This window comes from Bdellovibrio bacteriovorus, from assembly GCF_001592755.1.
Lineage (GTDB): Bacteria > Bdellovibrionota > Bdellovibrionia > Bdellovibrionales > Bdellovibrionaceae > Bdellovibrio > Bdellovibrio bacteriovorus_E.
Map to the genome: position 1 here is coordinate 54,635 of NZ_LUKF01000020.1, position 14,849 is coordinate 69,483.

The 14,849-nt window shown below is 45.9% G+C and carries 13 protein-coding genes and 1 tRNA gene; 12 read left to right on the top strand and 2 right to left on the bottom strand.

Going from position 1 to position 14,849, the window contains the following annotated elements:
• Positions 1-84 precede the first annotated feature (84 nt).
• From AZI85_RS16700 to AZI85_RS16710, 3 genes are read left to right on the top strand one after another with little or no spacing between them, the layout of a single operon-like run.
• Positions 85-1,146, top strand: a complete 1,062-nt coding sequence (locus AZI85_RS16700; protein ID WP_063245120.1) for an acyltransferase family protein — start codon at positions 85-87, stop codon at positions 1,144-1,146.
• Positions 1,125-2,165, top strand: a complete 1,041-nt coding sequence (locus tag AZI85_RS16705) for a serine hydrolase (RefSeq protein ID WP_063245121.1) — start codon at positions 1,125-1,127, stop codon at positions 2,163-2,165. The genes AZI85_RS16700 and AZI85_RS16705 overlap by 22 nt, the downstream gene beginning before the upstream one ends.
• A complete protein-coding gene (locus tag AZI85_RS16710) occupies positions 2,162-3,190 on the top strand; it encodes a serine hydrolase (RefSeq protein ID WP_063245122.1) in 1,029 nt (342 codons plus the stop codon). Before AZI85_RS16705 ends, AZI85_RS16710 begins: the two co-directional genes overlap by 4 nt.
• A gap of 1 nt (position 3,191) precedes the next feature.
• Here the strand turns inward: AZI85_RS16710 and AZI85_RS16715 are convergent, their stop codons facing one another.
• Positions 3,192-4,214 carry an aldo/keto reductase gene (locus AZI85_RS16715; RefSeq protein ID WP_063245123.1) on the bottom strand — a complete coding sequence of 341 codons (1,023 nt, stop codon included), beginning with the start codon at positions 4,212-4,214 and terminating at the stop codon, positions 3,192-3,194.
• Between the two features lie 229 nt (positions 4,215-4,443).
• On the opposite strand from AZI85_RS16715, the gene AZI85_RS16720 reads away from it, so the two are divergent.
• From AZI85_RS16720 to AZI85_RS16740, 5 genes are all read left to right on the top strand, one after another.
• Positions 4,444-7,794: a Calx-beta domain-containing protein gene (locus tag AZI85_RS16720; RefSeq protein WP_063245124.1), complete on the top strand. Its 3,351-nt coding sequence runs from the start codon at positions 4,444-4,446 to the stop codon at positions 7,792-7,794.
• Between the two features lie 187 nt (positions 7,795-7,981).
• Positions 7,982-8,722, top strand: a complete 741-nt coding sequence (gene ubiG / locus AZI85_RS16725; protein WP_216635874.1) for a bifunctional 2-polyprenyl-6-hydroxyphenol methylase/3-demethylubiquinol 3-O-methyltransferase UbiG — start codon at positions 7,982-7,984, stop codon at positions 8,720-8,722.
• A 60-nt stretch (positions 8,723-8,782) separates the two neighbouring features.
• Entirely contained in the window at positions 8,783-9,412 is a 630-nt protein-coding gene (locus tag AZI85_RS16730) for a LysE family translocator (RefSeq protein WP_063245125.1), read from the top strand.
• Positions 9,413-9,577: 165 nt separating this feature from the next.
• A tRNA-Leu gene (locus AZI85_RS16735) sits at positions 9,578-9,663 on the top strand.
• A 320-nt stretch (positions 9,664-9,983) separates the two neighbouring features.
• Positions 9,984-10,409 carry a hypothetical protein gene (locus AZI85_RS16740; protein ID WP_063245126.1) on the top strand — a complete coding sequence of 142 codons (426 nt, stop codon included), beginning with the start codon at positions 9,984-9,986 and terminating at the stop codon, positions 10,407-10,409.
• A 90-nt stretch (positions 10,410-10,499) separates the two neighbouring features.
• Here AZI85_RS16740 and AZI85_RS16745 read toward each other — a convergent pair whose 3' ends face one another.
• Positions 10,500-11,405 carry a S1 family peptidase gene (locus AZI85_RS16745; RefSeq protein ID WP_063245127.1) on the bottom strand — a complete coding sequence of 302 codons (906 nt, stop codon included), beginning with the start codon at positions 11,403-11,405 and terminating at the stop codon, positions 10,500-10,502.
• 277 nt (positions 11,406-11,682) lie between these two features.
• Between AZI85_RS16745 and AZI85_RS16750 the strand changes: the two genes are divergently transcribed.
• From AZI85_RS16750 to rimP, 4 genes are all read left to right on the top strand, one after another.
• Complete coding sequence (locus tag AZI85_RS16750) at positions 11,683-12,882, top strand: hypothetical protein (protein ID WP_063208342.1); 1,200 nt, start codon at positions 11,683-11,685, stop codon at positions 12,880-12,882.
• A gap of 117 nt (positions 12,883-12,999) precedes the next feature.
• Complete coding sequence (locus AZI85_RS16755) at positions 13,000-13,629, top strand: hypothetical protein (protein WP_063245128.1); 630 nt, start codon at positions 13,000-13,002, stop codon at positions 13,627-13,629.
• 1 nt (position 13,630) lies between these two features.
• The gene (locus AZI85_RS16760) at positions 13,631-14,068 is read left to right on the top strand and encodes a GNAT family N-acetyltransferase (protein ID WP_063245129.1); all 438 of its coding nucleotides are present in this window, start codon (positions 13,631-13,633) and stop codon (positions 14,066-14,068) included.
• Between the two features lie 247 nt (positions 14,069-14,315).
• Positions 14,316-14,837, top strand: coding sequence for a ribosome maturation factor RimP (gene rimP, locus AZI85_RS16765; protein WP_063245130.1), 522 nt, complete (start codon positions 14,316-14,318; stop codon positions 14,835-14,837).
• The last annotated feature ends 12 nt before the right edge of the window (positions 14,838-14,849 follow it).

Sequence of the window (14,849 nt, forward strand, 5' to 3'; positions counted from 1 at the left end):
CGCGGTCCATTGCGTCACGGCTTAAGTGTTTGTTTCTGCTGGAAAACATCTTCGCCTGAGGACAAGGAGCAGAGAAAATATCCCGTGGAAAGAATCCGAGCCATTGATTTAGCACGAGGAATTGCGGTCGTTCTTATGATTTTAAGTCATGGGATCAAGGGGCTTGTTCCATTTGAAGAGTTTCCATCTTGGGGGCTTGTGCCTCTTCATCTTTTAACCAAAGGCGCTTCAACCTGTTTCTTTCTGGTCTTCGGAATGACGTTGGCGGTGGCCTTTGTTCCGGCGATAGATCGCGACGACTGGCCCAAGAAAAGAAAGAGGCTGTTCTTTCGCGGATTGAAAATTCTTTTTTGGTACAAGGTTCTGTGCATCGTGGAAATGTTTTCTTTGTACGAACGGCAAGAAATCATCGATGTTCTTTTGTACCGAGCTTTCGCAGTTTATTCAGAAATTCTGGGCTTCTACGGCATCGCCCTTTTGTGGATTCCGTTTTTTCTGCCACTGTGGAAGAAGCTTCGATGGTGGGGGCAACTGCTCAGCATAGCTGTCACGACTTACATCGCGATTTTTCTTTTTAACAATTTCGATTTCGGCAGCGTGGGTTTACAAGCGCTGCTTGTTGAGCATGAAGATTTTTATACCTGGGGACAGCTCACACGTTTACCCATTGTGATGATTGGTATGATGTTAGGCGAAGCCGTGCGCCGCAGTTACGACAGCATCAGAAAAAGAATGATTCTTTCAGCCTCCCTCTTTACGGGCGGAATTCTTTTGGCCGTGGCGTTTGTTTTACACTCTCCGGAAAACCTGCAAGAAACTTTGATGGCGTTGGCGATGAACGAGGGAAAGCATCCTCCGGATGCGTCTTTTATGTTATTTAGCATCTCGCTCACTCTGTTTATAGTATCGCTCAGTTTAGCCGGAGGAAATCTTCTGGCTTTAGTCTTGAAACCCGTGACTATCATCGGGTCAGATGCGCTAGGAGCCTTCATCTTTCACATCTGTGTGATCTTTGTTTTCTATAGGTATTTATTCGATTATTGGCATAAAATAACTTATCAGCACGCTTTGCATCTTACCTTGTTATTGATTTTATTAACGGCCATTTGGATAAGGGTAAAAAATTGGGTTTCACAAGAATCTTAAAAGCCGTGATGTTTGCTTTGACCGTGACCTGGGTGAAAGCGCCAGCATGGGCGAGCTCAAAAAATTTTGAAGAAAGCTTGAAAGAGCTTGAATCAAAACAGCCGATTCAATTAGGCGTCTTCGTCAAAAATCTCAGCACCGGAGAGGTTCTCTCTTACCGAGGTGAAGACCTGTGGTATGTCGCTTCCGGCGTAAAGCTACCTATTGTTCTAGAGAATCTTCGTCAGGTAGATCAGAAAAAATACACTTTGAATTCGCAGATTGAACTTCGAAAAGAAGACTTCGTGGATGGCGCGGGCTACACGAATTATAAAAAAGCCGGAAGTAAACTGTCAGTGAAGTTTCTGGTGGAGCAGGCGTTGATATATAGTGATAACACGGCGAGCGACCTTCTGATTCGGCAAGCAGGTTTGGATTCCGTCAATAGCTGTATCCAGGATCTGGTGCCGGGAGGCTTTACCGCGATCACGACATTGGCGGATGTTCGTCGTCGACTTTATTCTGAAGTGCATCCTTCGTCTGAAAAACTTCAAGGTCAGGATTTTATTTTGCTTAAAAGATCTCGCGGGGATGAAGTGAAATTTCGTCGGCTGTCGCAGATGTTGGGCGTGGATACAAAAGAATTCAAATGTAAAACTTTGGACGAAGCTTACGACAACTATTACTCAAAGAAATTGAATTCAGCCACATTAAAAGCCTATGCGGAACTTTTAGAAAAAGTGGCGGAAGGAAAAATACTCGGTGATTCAACTCAGAAGTTTCTGATTGAAACTATGACCAAGGTGCAAACCGGTCCGCATCGGATCAAGGCGGGGCTGCCAAAGAAGTATTCTTTCGCCCATAAGACGGGAACTCAGCATTCCCGGATCTGTGACTTTGGCATTGCCTGGGATAAAAAGTCAGAAATCAAAACGGGCGTTGTGATCGCGGCCTGTGTAAAAGACTTCAAATCTTTGGATGTGGCAGAGTCGGCGCTTAAAAGTGTCGGCGTCGCTTTACAAAAAGCGGGAGTTCTATGAAATTCGCCGTCTTTTTTCTGACAGGACTGTTGGTTTTTCCCGCGGTGGCTCAGAAAAATTGGACGGCGTCTTGTTTAACCAATATGTCTCAACTGGATGACTCCTTTCCGGGGGACGTCGGAATTTTTGTTAAATCTTTAAGTGACGGTGAAATCTGCGAGTTTCAAGCGGATAAGAGATGGTATTTAGCCTCCACTATCAAAATACCTGTCGCGATTGCACTCTTGCGAGAAGTCGAGAAAGGTCAAATAGACCTGCAAAAAAAACTCACCTTGAAGCGCAGCGATTATGTCGATGGCTCTGGAGATTTGTTGTGGCAGGATCCCGGAAAAAGTTTTACCGTTCAGCATCTTCTTAAAAATATGCTGGAGCAGAGTGACAGTACTGCGACAGACATGTTGATTGGTCTGATGGGTGTTGGAACTTTAAATAAAACCATCCACGAACTCGCTCGGGACTTTGCTCCGTTAACTACGATCTTACAAGTGCGCTACGATGCTTATGGTGAACTCCATCCCAAAGCCAAAACACTGACCAACATGGATTTTATCGAACTTAAAAAGTTTCCGGTAGCGAAGCGCTATGAAGCGTTCGCGAAACTGATTCAAGTGCCCGTCAGCGAACTCAAAACGGCCAGTATTGAAGAGGCCTTTGAAAAGTATTATGCCCGAGGATTGAACTCGACGACTTTGCGAAGTTTCGGATCTCTTCTAGAGAAGCTGGCACGGGGGCAGGTCTTAAATAAAGCCCACACAGCCCTTGTTTTAAAATATATGCAAGAAATGAAAACAGGCGAAAATAGATTGAAAGCCGGTCTGCCAAAAGATGTGGTTTTTGCGCAAAAAACGGGAACTCAAGTCGCTCGCATGTGCAATGTCGGTATCGCTGCCTCAAAGAAGAAAGCTCAACAAAAGACGGTGATTGTGGCTTGTGCTGAAAAATACCTCGATCAAGCGGGGGCAGAGAAAGTTCTAAAGAAAATGGCCGACGCCCTCACTGAAGAAGGCGCCTTTAAAAATTTCTAAATTAGATAGGTGAAGGAATTAACTCGCGATCACCGTGTTGATGCCAATACGGATAAATCGGTTTCACGGCACTGACTTTGTCAAGTTTAGCAACGTGTTCTGCCGAAAGCTTCCATCCCAGAGCCCCGAAGTTTTGTTTTAATTGTTCTTCGTTGCGTGCGCCAATCACAATGCTCGTGACAGAAGGACGATGCATCACCCAGTTTAAAGCGACTTGCGGTATTGTCTTGCCTGTTTCTTTGGAAATTTCATCGAGCGTATCGACGATGTTGTGCAAAGCTTCAGATTTAGCGGACACCACAAAATCAATTTGTGAAGAACGACTGCCCGCTGGAGGCGCCTGATTACGACGGAATTTTCCGGAAAGGGCTCCACCGGCCAAAGGACTCCACACAAACGTAGAAATTTTTTGATCTAGCGCTAGCGGCATTAACTCCCATTCAAACTCACGACCTGCCAAAGAATAATAAGCTTGGTGGGCCACATATTTGCTCCAACCATAGCGCTCAGAAACACTCAGTGACTTCATCAAATGCCAACCCGAAAAATTGGAAGCTCCGATGTAGCGGATTTTTCCGGCGGTGATCAAATCATCTAAGGCGCGCAGAGTTTCTTCGACAGGAGTATTGGCGTCAAATCCATGCATTGTATAAAGATCGACGTAATCGGTTTTCAGGCGACGCAGACTGGCTTCGCATTCTTTGATAATATTCCAGCGCGTGGAACCTGACTTGTTCGGTCCATCGCCCATACGGAAGGTGGATTTTGTCGATAACAAGATCTGATCCCGTTTGCCTTCAATCGCAGCACCCAAAATTTCTTCCGACATTCCTTGAGAATAAACATTGGCGGTGTCGAAAAGATTTAAACCGTTATCTAAGCAAACACTAATCAGTCGCTGAGCTTCTTTAAGATCCGTGCTGCCCCAAGCCTTAAAGAACTCGCTGCCACCACCAAATGTCGCTGTGCCGAAACTCATCACGGGAACATCAAGACCGCTGCCTAATAACTTTCTGTATTCCATAGTATCTCCTAACGGTACTTAGCCTAGGTCAGTTTGAAGAAGGAAACAATCAGGCAAAAACCGAATTGAGTTTTTCCTAAAGGGAAATAATTTGAATGAATATGAGACGCTCCTGGAAATTCGCGGACATAATTCGCATCCAATGGCGGTAACTTCGGATTTTTATCTGTAAAAACGCTCACTTTTGACCGAAGAGCCTAAGATGGAACCCTTGTGGAGGCCCTTTGAGATGAAATGGAACGTTCTTGGACGAGCTCTAGCAGCTGTGCTTTTCTGCCTGCTGTCCGGATGTGGACAAATGCGCGCCGATTTTTTTGGTCGTATGACGAAAGAGATTCTTCCGTCGACGCCGGCATTGCCACCTGTTCCAAAAGTTACCAAAGTCGATGCCGATACAGCGGGCGCTTCGTCAGTGTCAGCGTTTTCAGTTCCTCGTTTCACCACCGCGCAAGTCGTACCTATTCAAGTGCATTTTTCTGGGCCTGTGAGTGTCACGGGCGTTCCTAGTATTGAGTTAGAAACGGGCAGTGTCAAAAGAACCGCCTTTTATGCCTCTGGTTCGGGAACTGCCATCTTAACTTTTGAATATGCCGTCGTAGCCGGGGATTCGGCTCTGACTTTGGATTATACGAGCTCCACAGCTCTTGCATTGAATGGCGGAACTATCGAACCCGCCGAAGAGGTCCAAGGAACGACGGAGGATTTTGATAATCTAACAAAACTGCCCGATCCAGGAACGGACGAGTCTTTATCTAAGACCACTCCGATCTTGATTCGTACAATTCCCGAAGTTAAAAAACTCAGTGCACCACAAACAGACGTCTATCTGGATGGAACAAGCTTAGAAATCGTTGTGAAGTATGACCAGCCGATCACCGTCACGGGATCTCCGCGAATTCCGGTGAAGGTCGCTGGCAACACGCGACTCGTGAACCTGATTTCACAGATTTCTCCTTCAGAACTTTTGTTCCGCTATGAAGTTGTTGTCGGTGATAATGACACGGATGGAATCGAACTTCCCACCGCGATTGATTTAAATGGTGGATCCATCGTGAATCCTGCAAATGAAACGGCAGTGACCGCTCTTCCCGTCAAAGACACGACCGGTGTTTTGACCTACACCACACCGTTGACGGCTTCATTTCTGTCCAGCACACAACTTGTGAGTGAAGGGGTGGGAAGTATCCATGTTCCAATCAGCTTAAGTACGCCCGCGCCAATCCCATTCAAAGTCAGTATCAGTGTTTTAGGAGAAGCCGATGGCAACGACTATGTACTTACTTCTCGTGAAGTGCAGTTTGCAGCGGGTGATCAGCTGAAGTATTTGACCGTGCAAATCACCGACGACACGCTCCCAGAAAGTGAAGAGCGTTTACGCCTGGTTTTGTCGCGCAACTCTTTAGGAAATGGGGGAGATGTTTCTTTCCACGAAATCCATATTAAAGACAATGACAGCGGCACAGTCCCGACTGTTGTGTCTATGAGTAAGGGATATGCCTTTAGTTGCGCTCTGTTTTCCAATAAAGACTTGAAGTGTTGGGGTGACAATAGCTCAGGCCAGCTAGGAAACGGGACTTATGTTTCCACTTCGGCGGTGAGCACTGTGGCGATGAGTGACGTCGAACAATTTGAAGTGACTCACAGTCTGGCTTGCGCATTGAATTCGAACCAAGAACTTTGGTGTTGGGGAAAAGACAATATGGGTTATCTTTTCCCAGGATCTTCAGGAGGCAAACTTCATCCAAACCCTGTGAAAGTCATTGCATCCGGTGTGGCTTCATTTGCTCTGCATCCCAACGTCATCTGCTACGTCAAAACCAATGCGACGAAAGATCTGATGTGCTGGGGATATGAGTCGACCGGGATCATGGCGCAAGGTGCGGTCACGCAAAATCGCTCTTTTGCCAGTGCTTTGAAAGTGACAGATCAAGTAGATAGAGTGCAGATCATCACCGGAGCTGTTGACAGTATTTGCGTTTTAAAAACGAATAAAGACCTTTATTGCTGGGGGCATAACGGCGTTCAGAATTCCCCAGCAACGCAAATCAAAACCTTTCCCGCGACCCCTATAGATACAAACGTCACATCGTTTTTCATACAAGGTTCAAATATTTGTACACAAAAAGAAGAGGGAACTCCTTCGGTTCGTACAAACTATTGTTGGGGTTCTAACTACAATGCCCAAATCACTCCGGGAACGGCCACACCTTCGCATATTTTCACTCCAGTTCAAATGCCGTTAGATTATGTAGAGACTAAACCCGTAGGGGCGGCGATCTGCGGAATTAAAACCGATGGGTCGATGTGGTGTTGGGGATGGGGCGTTGATTTACCGAGTACGAATAGCACCGGCAACTTAGCTCCGTATAAAGTCATTCCCGAAAGAGTCGCGTCTTTCTTGGATGTCACTTATCGTTTAAATCCTCTCCACTGTGTTCTTATGGTTGATTCCAGTGTGCGCTGTTGGGCTGGAAGCAGTGAAAGCTTAACAAGAGTCACTCCTGTTACCGTGATTCCATCAGGTGTTTCAAAAGTATCTTTGCATGGGAATACTATCTACCGTCATATGTGCGCCCTGCTAACGAATGGCGAAGTGCAGTGCTGGGGTCGCAATAATGGCGGGCAGGTAGGTGATCGTACGGTCATAAATCGTCTGGTACCAACGCAAGCCCTCGCGCGCAATCAAAGTCAGATACTCACAGATCGAGAACGCAGTTGTGCGATTTCTACTTTTGGGGAATTGCGCTGTTGGGGTAAGAACTCCGCATTGGGAAGTTTGGGTATGGGCACGATGGCCAATTTCACATCGCCAAAACTCCTCATAGATAGAAATGTCGAAAAGGTCACCATGAATGATGATGGCGGCTGTGCGGTTTTAAAAAACGGAGAGCTTCGCTGCTGGGGAAATAACAGTGACGGACAGGCGAAGCCCGGTTCAACGTCATTTCAATCTACACCAGTGGTCGTGAAGGCCAGCGGAGTGCGTGATGTGGAAATGGAGCACAACAGTGCTTGTTATATCTCCACCGATGATAAACTTTATTGTTGGGGAAAAAATCTGAACAATCAGTTGGGAAATGGCACAACCACAGCGCAAAATACTTTGCCGGCAACACCTACTCTGGAAAATGTCAGCAGCGTTATTTTGGGAGGCGGATTTTCTCAACCGATCGGCTGTGCTCTTCAAAAAAATGGCGATCTGAGTTGTTGGGGAGGAGGACAATCAGCTTGTCTTGGCACAAACTCTTCCATACCGAAGTTTATGATGGCAGATGTCCGTAAGTATTCTGTCGGTCCTTATGGCGTGTGCGTAATCACGGGCGATGAGGGAAAACTTCAATGCTGGGGGACGAACTCTGCAGGCGAATTAGGTGTCGGTCACACGTCCAACGTTTGCTGGGCGGCGGGACCTGCCACTATAGTTAGTGAAGGCGTGACAGAGGTGAGCCTTGGATCTTCGGCAACCTGTTTTGTGTTAAACACCGGTGAACTAAAGTGCATGGGAGATAACTCGTCGGGAGTTTTAGGAACCGGTGATACGCTAGTTCATCCGCGCACTGTCTTTGGTCTCACTAATTAGGGTCGCAAGAACAAAAAGCGAATGAACAGATCCTCGATCTGAAAGAAAACACGAAAAAATATATTCCCATTGTGGCGGTGACAGCCAATTCTCTTAAAGAAGACCGCGAAAAATGTTTTGCGAGCGGCATCGACGTGTGTCCAAGTCTTATCAATATTTACTAAAAATCGAAATGAGGGGAAGAACTTTGCATCAACACAAAGTGAATAACTCATTCTACGAAAGCTACGGCGATCGTTGGTACACAGCTTTCGATGATCCGGTGGCGTTATTGCGTGCAGAATCCAACGTTAAAATTCCTTGGGTTGTCGAAAGAATACGTCGGCACTTTTCTCAAGCTCACATTTTAGATGTTGGCTGTGGCGGAGGCTTTGTCAGTAATGCGTTGGCGCAAGAAGGTTTCACGGTCACAGGAATAGATCTTTCCGAAGCTTCGTTAGAAATAGCAAGAAAGCACGATGTCACCCGTAAGGTGCAGTACTTAAAGGCCAACGCGTTTCACTTGCCATTTCCCGATGCCCACTTCGAAGTCGTGACAGCCATGGATTTTCTAGAGCATATCGAAAACCCCGAACTCTTTATTAAAGAAGCTTCTCGAGTTCTAAAGCCCGGAGGCTTGTTTTTCTTTAACACCTTCAATCGTCATTGGCTTTCGTGGTTTCTCGTCATCAAAATGATAGAGTGGATGGTGAAGAACACCCCTAAAGACATGCATGTGATAGAGTATTTTATTAAACCCAATGAACTGCGCGAGTATTGCTTCAAAGCCGACATGACCGTCGAAGAAATGACGGGTCTGAAAATGGATTTTTCAACAATCCCTATAAAAAACTATTTCACGGGTATCGTTCCCCAGGAGTTAAGGTTTAAGCTCACCTCCTCTTTGCTCTTATCTTATTTAGGTTATGCAATAAAAAATGAAGCTTAGTTCATTTTTTGTGAACGATTAATTGTGATATCATATCCGGATACCTGTAAGGAGTTTTACGTGGATCAATCCCTCGTGGCATTTTCAGTTCTGTGCTTGTTATTGACGATAGCGCCCGGCGCGGACACGGCACTCGTATTGAAAAGTTCAATGACCGGAAAACAAAAACACTTCGTCGCAACGATCCTAGGTATTTGCGTCGGATTGCTATTCCACGCAACGATGTCGTCATTAGGACTTTCCGCCATTTTAAAGAAATCTGCTGAGCTCTATGCGGTGGTCAAGTATTTGGGGGCCGCTTATTTGATCTACCTGGGGCTTCAAAGTTTGTTTGAGGCTTGGTTCCGTAAAGATAAGGAAGATGAAACATCAGGAGTCATGAAGAACTCTGAAGGCTCTTTCGCTCAAGAGTTTCGAAAAGGCCTTCTGACAAACACCCTCAACCCCAAAGTTGCCGTGTTTTATCTAACCTTCCTTCCGCAATTCGTGAACGTTAAGAAAAACGTCCTTATCCAATCTTTGGGACTATCGATGATCCACATTCTCATGAATCTGGTGTGGCTCTATCTCGTAGGATCGTTTGTGATGTTCTTCAAAGCTCAGTTCGCTAAAAAGTCCGTAAAAAGAAAAATAGAAACTCTGACGGGCTTCGCTCTTTTAGGTTTCGGTATAAAACTAGGAACAGACTGACCCTCAAAAGCTGTTATGAAGAGGAGTTCATCTCGGGAAGGTGGAAAAGAAGCCTGGTTTTTAGGCAATATTGGCTTAAATGCGGGCTTTTTTGGGTTTTCGCAGCAGATTTTAAAAAAAGATCTTGAGTATTTGGGGTAATTTCTTTAAAAAATATCCCTCTACGCGGGTGTGGTGTAATGGTAGCCACGAGAGACTCAAAATCTCTTGGATTCACGTCCGTGGGGGTTCAAGTCCCTCCACCCGCACCAAATCTTCCCCATCAAAATTCTTCGGACAGTCCTCGCTCTTTTTTGTTTTTCGTTGTTTTGGGTTTCTTTGCTTCGTCGTGGTTTTTCGGCTTCGTGTTGGATTTTCGTTGCTGTGGAACTTGAATTTTGATGGGGAAGATTTGGTCGCTCTTTTTCTGGCTTCGCTGGGGGGAGAGCGGGGTAGTTTTTTGTTCTTCTTCTTTTTTCTTGGTTATTGTTCTTAATTGTTTGTAAGGGTCCTTTCTTATTTTCGTGGTGTGGGCTTCTGCTGTTGTGGTGTTTGGTTGGGTTGTTTATATCCTTTCTCATTGGAGGATTTTATGCGACTTGTGGGTTTTGTCTTTTTTTTGGTTTTGATTTCTGAGTATTCTTTGGCGGATCAGGCGGCTACTTTGACTTGCGCTGGAGAACGCGTCGTTCTTACGGAAAAATCTCCTTATTTGGGAGAGGATTCTCGATATTCTCAATCGCTTTTTGTGCTTTCTTCTAAAGACGGAGATGAGTCTTCTTATACGGCTTATTTTTTGGACGTTGAAGAAGACATCGGTGGAGTTCGTCATGGGGGAGCGGGGACTTTGGTTTTTACTGGTGCGAATTCTAAGGGTGGTTCTTTTCAGCTTATTATCTCACCTTGGCAAGATGTGGGTGATGGGACTGTGATTCATGAAACGTCTCGTGGGGTGATTACTTATAAACATGGACCTCTTCGTGGAAAGAGTGAACCTGTTGAGTGTGTTCGTCAGTAAAGGAGGTCTCTCAAAGAGTAGGTCCCCTCAAAAATAAAAAACCCGAGTGCTTAGGCCTCGGTTTTTTTTATTTTGTTAGAAGCGATCGTTCTATTTCATCGCTTCCATTTTTTCGCGGATCCACGTTAGGTTTTCGCGAACGTCAGCAAAAATACCGACTCCATGACATACGCGGGAGTCTTGTTCTTTTTTGGCGCGGTTGTCGATGCCCATAGAGGTGATGCCTACTAGGGTCAGGCCGTCTTTGGTTTTCGCATAAAGCGGACCGCCAGAGTCTCCTTTACATACGCCGTTTTGAACTTGGTCTAAAACTAGAGTGTTCGGGATAGAAACTGTGTCGTTGATAAGTGCTAGGTGAAAACGGGTTGAAACTCTTGTCGCTGACGCTGTTGTGTATCTTAGTAAGCCTGAATCTTTGGCTTTTTCTGATGTGACTCCGTAGCCCGCCATCACCATTTCATCTGTTTGATTGATTGTGAAACCGGCACTTGGCAAAGCACGGACTTTATATCCTGGAGCCAAGCCGCCTTTGAATTTTAGGATGGCTAAATCATATGTTGAGTTGTCCCAGCTGGTGTTTTTAGAGTAGCGGTATTCGTTAGGAACGGCTCTATCCGTGACTAGGCGTAGAGTCCTTTTAGGAGCATTTACTACGCAGTTCACATTGTTTGAGAAGGCGATGACTGTGGCGCCTGCGAATCTTTCCGTACAGTGGGCGGCTGTCAGGACTTTATCATTATCTATAAGAGTCCCGGTGCAGATACCTTCATTTTTATCGTCATCTATATGGACAACTAAGACGGTGCTAGAGCTAAGTTCGTTGCCAGAGCCTAAAGTGTTTCCTCCGACGATTCCATAAGAGTGACCCGAAACTTCGCAGGCTGAGGGTTCAACGGTGTTCGTGAGATTTTCTCCTCCTCCGCCGCCACCAGAGCACGCTGCTAGAGTAGAAAGAGATAAAGCCAAAGAGCAGATACGGAAGAACGGCTTAAACATGAAGGCATCTCCTTAATATATAGTGAGTAGTTTTATCAGAATCCTTCCACACTCAGTGACCAAATGGCTCCGTTTGCAAGAATTTCAGAAACCGTCTTGTAAGTTGTCACATTTCTGGTCAGCAAGCGGGGGAGGGGTCCGCAAGCAAGAGGGGCACTTACTTTAGATATCAACAACTTAGACGTCGGGGACGATTTTCGGCCAGGTTGGCATCAGGCTTGCTCTACGCCTGAATGACTTAAAAAGGTTTTTTAAACCAGTACCACGAGGAGACCCTATGAAAAAGTATTTCTATATCCTTGCGGCCTTGAGCATCGCGCCTACTTATTCGCTTGCTCAGAGCCTAGAAAGTGATGTTGATGCGGAGCTTGATCAAATGTATTCAAGCCAACAGGCCGCACCAGCAGCAGCTTCTGCCCCACAGGCAGGAATTGCCAACACAGCACCTGTAAGCGGACAGCCTATCTATATCTTGAATCAGGCGACTCCGACTTCCAATGCTCAGTTGCAACAATCACAAATTCAAAAACAGCCTACAACTGTGATTGAAGCTTCTCCATTGACTGAGTCTCGCGCGGAACAAATCCGTCGTGCTCGTCAAGATGCTGAGCTGCAAACAGAACAAAGAATCGTTGAAAAACTTGAGCACTCTCGTATGGAAGACGAGAAGAAACGTGCCGGCGTTCTTTTTGGTGATAAATTTAATCAGTTGGATCAATCCCAACAACAACCTCAACAGCAGTATCAACAGCCCGTAGCTGTTCAACCTGTTCAGGTTCAACAAGTTCAAGAGCCTAAAGAAAACACTCGCGACATCGTTCGTGAAGAAATCGCAGCGGCGATGAAAGTGGAAGAAGAAGCTCCTTTAGCTCCTCTTGAGACTAAATACGTAGCAGGTATCCTTGGTATCGGTGACTATCCAGACACTCGCCAAGTAAAAGGAAACTATGCTCTCGGTGTGGCTTTCGGTACTAAGTACGATAACTTCATCGTTGAGGGTTCATTCCTTTACTCTAACTACACAGTAGAAGGCCAAGGTTACTACACTGGCAACTACGGTTATGGTTACGGATATCCTTACTCTGGTGGAACTTACATCCCAGATACTATCGACGTACAACAGTACACAGGTTCTTTGGCAGCCAAAGTTCAGTTGTTCTCTGGTATCATCAAACCTGTATTCGGTGGTGTGGTTGCTTACTCTTACCGCGGATACTCTTGGGATAATAAAAATCCATACGGATACGTGAACGATACAAAAGCCAACTCTCACGCTATCGATATTGGTACAGTAGTGGGTGCTGACTTGGAGTTCTCTCCGAAGTATTCTTTGGGTGTGGATTTCAGATACATGTGGAATCTTTCAAGCCGTGTGAATGCGGATGATAACACATGGATTTCTAGACCTGAGTACAGCAACTCTCTCGAAAAGTTGCAGTACTATGTGATGTCTCTTGTCGGACGCGTAAATTTCTAATCTAATAGAACAAGTTAATTATTAATTCCTCAGTGGTTTACAAGCCCCGCCCTTAAAAGCGGGGTTTGTTTTTTTGGTCTGCTGGACTTTAAGTTCTTCTTGGCTCATAGTGACCGTATGAGATTTCTTCTTCCTCTTTTATTTTGTATTCAGGCGAGTGCGGCGACCACGGTCGTGACTGAAACCGTCGGGCAGGCGGCGGATCACGTGGTGACTTCGCGGGAAGTTCAGATCTCGATGGTGATCGAAAATATTCTTTATCCTCCGAAGCTTCCTTTAAAAGGCCTTTATGAGGTTCGGCCCGGTCAACCTGAGTTTCGTTCGGCGGTGACAGCGGTTTTGTTAGAATCGGTTTTGGCGTTGGAGGCTGAAAACTTCAATGTTGCGGCGATTTCCGAAAGTGAAATTTCCAATGCGCTGGCGAAGGTTGAAAAGGCTACGGTGGGGAAGCCTTATTGGACTCAGCTAGAGGTTTCTTCGGTGCAGCTTAAAAAACTAGTGACTCGTAAAATGACGGCGAAAAGTTTTTTGGCGTTTAAGACGAGTTCGATGACAGGAATTATCACGGACCAAGAAGCGCAAGCTTACTACGATAAAAACCGTGTGAAGTTTGGCAGCCATCCGTTTTCCTCCTTTAAAGACAATATCAAATCTTTCCTGGCGCAGCAGCAGTTGGAAGAGCGCATTCGCTCTTGGTTCGAAGTGATTAAGCGCAAATACAAAGTGCGCACCTTTATTACGGAATAATATGGAAATTCGAGTTCTTCAGGGTTTAGACAAACCGGCAATGCGCGCTTTGGTGGAGGCCGTTCACGCCGATCAAGGCTTGCTTCCTCAGTTTTACTGGCCTGCGGATCTTTTAGGAGCCGAGCTTGCCACGGCGGAAGCTGTCGGGGTTTTTAAAGGCGAGGAATTAGCGGGTTTTGTTCTTTATCGCGATTTGCCGGATGCGTGGGAGATTTCGTTAGTGGCGAGCCATCCTCGATTTCGACGCCAAGGACTGATGGAAAGATTGTTTGCCCACCTGATTGCCGCAAAGGGTCAGGATAAACAGCTCTGGCTTGAGGTGCATGAGGAAAATGTCTCGGCACAAAAACTCTATGAAAAACTGGGGTTTAAAGAGGTTCGCCGGCGTCCTCGCTATTATGGTGACGGGGCGACGGCTATTTTGTACTCATTGGCGTAGGGGCCTTGCCTCACTCGAGGGAAGGTCAGATAAACCCTTGCATTGTCTGGATTTTCTTGCTAGTTTCAGAGTCGTTCTCATGGGCCCCGCAGGCCCATTTTTTTTTGCCGCGGCGGCGGCGGGTTGAAACATCGACGGGTGGTCAACCAAAGCAATTCCCTCTGACAGTTGGATTTTTTGCTCGCGTGCGCTGCCGTGAACTGGACTCGTGCGTGCTGAGAAGTATGCTATATAAGGATTGCTGTAAATGTCACAAACCCCATCTTGGATGGATAAAGTAGAAAAGATTGCCAACGAAGTGGCGGACCGCGAAGGCTGCCTTCTTTATGACATCGAATTCGTTGGCGTGGGTAAGGGCAGAACATTGCGCGTTTTCATCGACAAAGAAGATGGAAACGTTTCGCTGGATGATTGCTCAAATGTCTCCAAAGGTCTGAACGCCATTTTAGATACTGATGAAGATATTATTCCTGGTGGAGCCTATAACTTGGAAGTTTCAACTCCAGGTTTGGACCGCCATTTGAACAAGCCTTGGCATTTCCAAAAAGTTGTAGGCAAGAAAGTGTACATCAAAACTTCCAAAGCTTTGGAAAGTGTTGGGGTCACGGATAAGAAATGGAAAGCGACTAAAACTGTCGAACAGGTTTTAGAATCAGCAGATAATGAAGGTGTTCGATTTGTCGTAGATAACGTCGAGATCAAAATCCCGTACGCGCTCATCGACAAAGCTAAATTGGTGTTTGAATTTACTAAAGGTCAAAAAAAGTAACGAGAGAGGAAA

Bases quoted from the DNA above. Each gene is read 5' to 3' on its own strand.
- AZI85_RS16710 (WP_063245122.1), top strand. From the start codon at position 2,162: ATGAAATTCGCCGTCTTTTTTCTGACAGGACTGTTGGTTTTTCCCGCG.
- AZI85_RS16715 (WP_063245123.1), bottom strand. From the start codon at position 4,214: ATGGAATACAGAAAGTTATTAGGCAGCGGTCTTGATGTTCCCGTGATG.
- AZI85_RS16720 (WP_063245124.1), top strand. From the start codon at position 4,444: ATGAAATGGAACGTTCTTGGACGAGCTCTAGCAGCTGTGCTTTTCTGC.
- AZI85_RS16740 (WP_063245126.1), top strand. From the start codon at position 9,984: ATGCGACTTGTGGGTTTTGTCTTTTTTTTGGTTTTGATTTCTGAGTAT.
- AZI85_RS16745 (WP_063245127.1), bottom strand. From the start codon at position 11,405: ATGTTTAAGCCGTTCTTCCGTATCTGCTCTTTGGCTTTATCTCTTTCT.
- AZI85_RS16750 (WP_063208342.1), top strand. From the start codon at position 11,683: ATGAAAAAGTATTTCTATATCCTTGCGGCCTTGAGCATCGCGCCTACT.
- AZI85_RS16755 (WP_063245128.1), top strand. From the start codon at position 13,000: ATGAGATTTCTTCTTCCTCTTTTATTTTGTATTCAGGCGAGTGCGGCG.
- AZI85_RS16760 (WP_063245129.1), top strand. From the start codon at position 13,631: ATGGAAATTCGAGTTCTTCAGGGTTTAGACAAACCGGCAATGCGCGCT.
- rimP (WP_063245130.1), top strand. From the start codon at position 14,316: ATGTCACAAACCCCATCTTGGATGGATAAAGTAGAAAAGATTGCCAAC.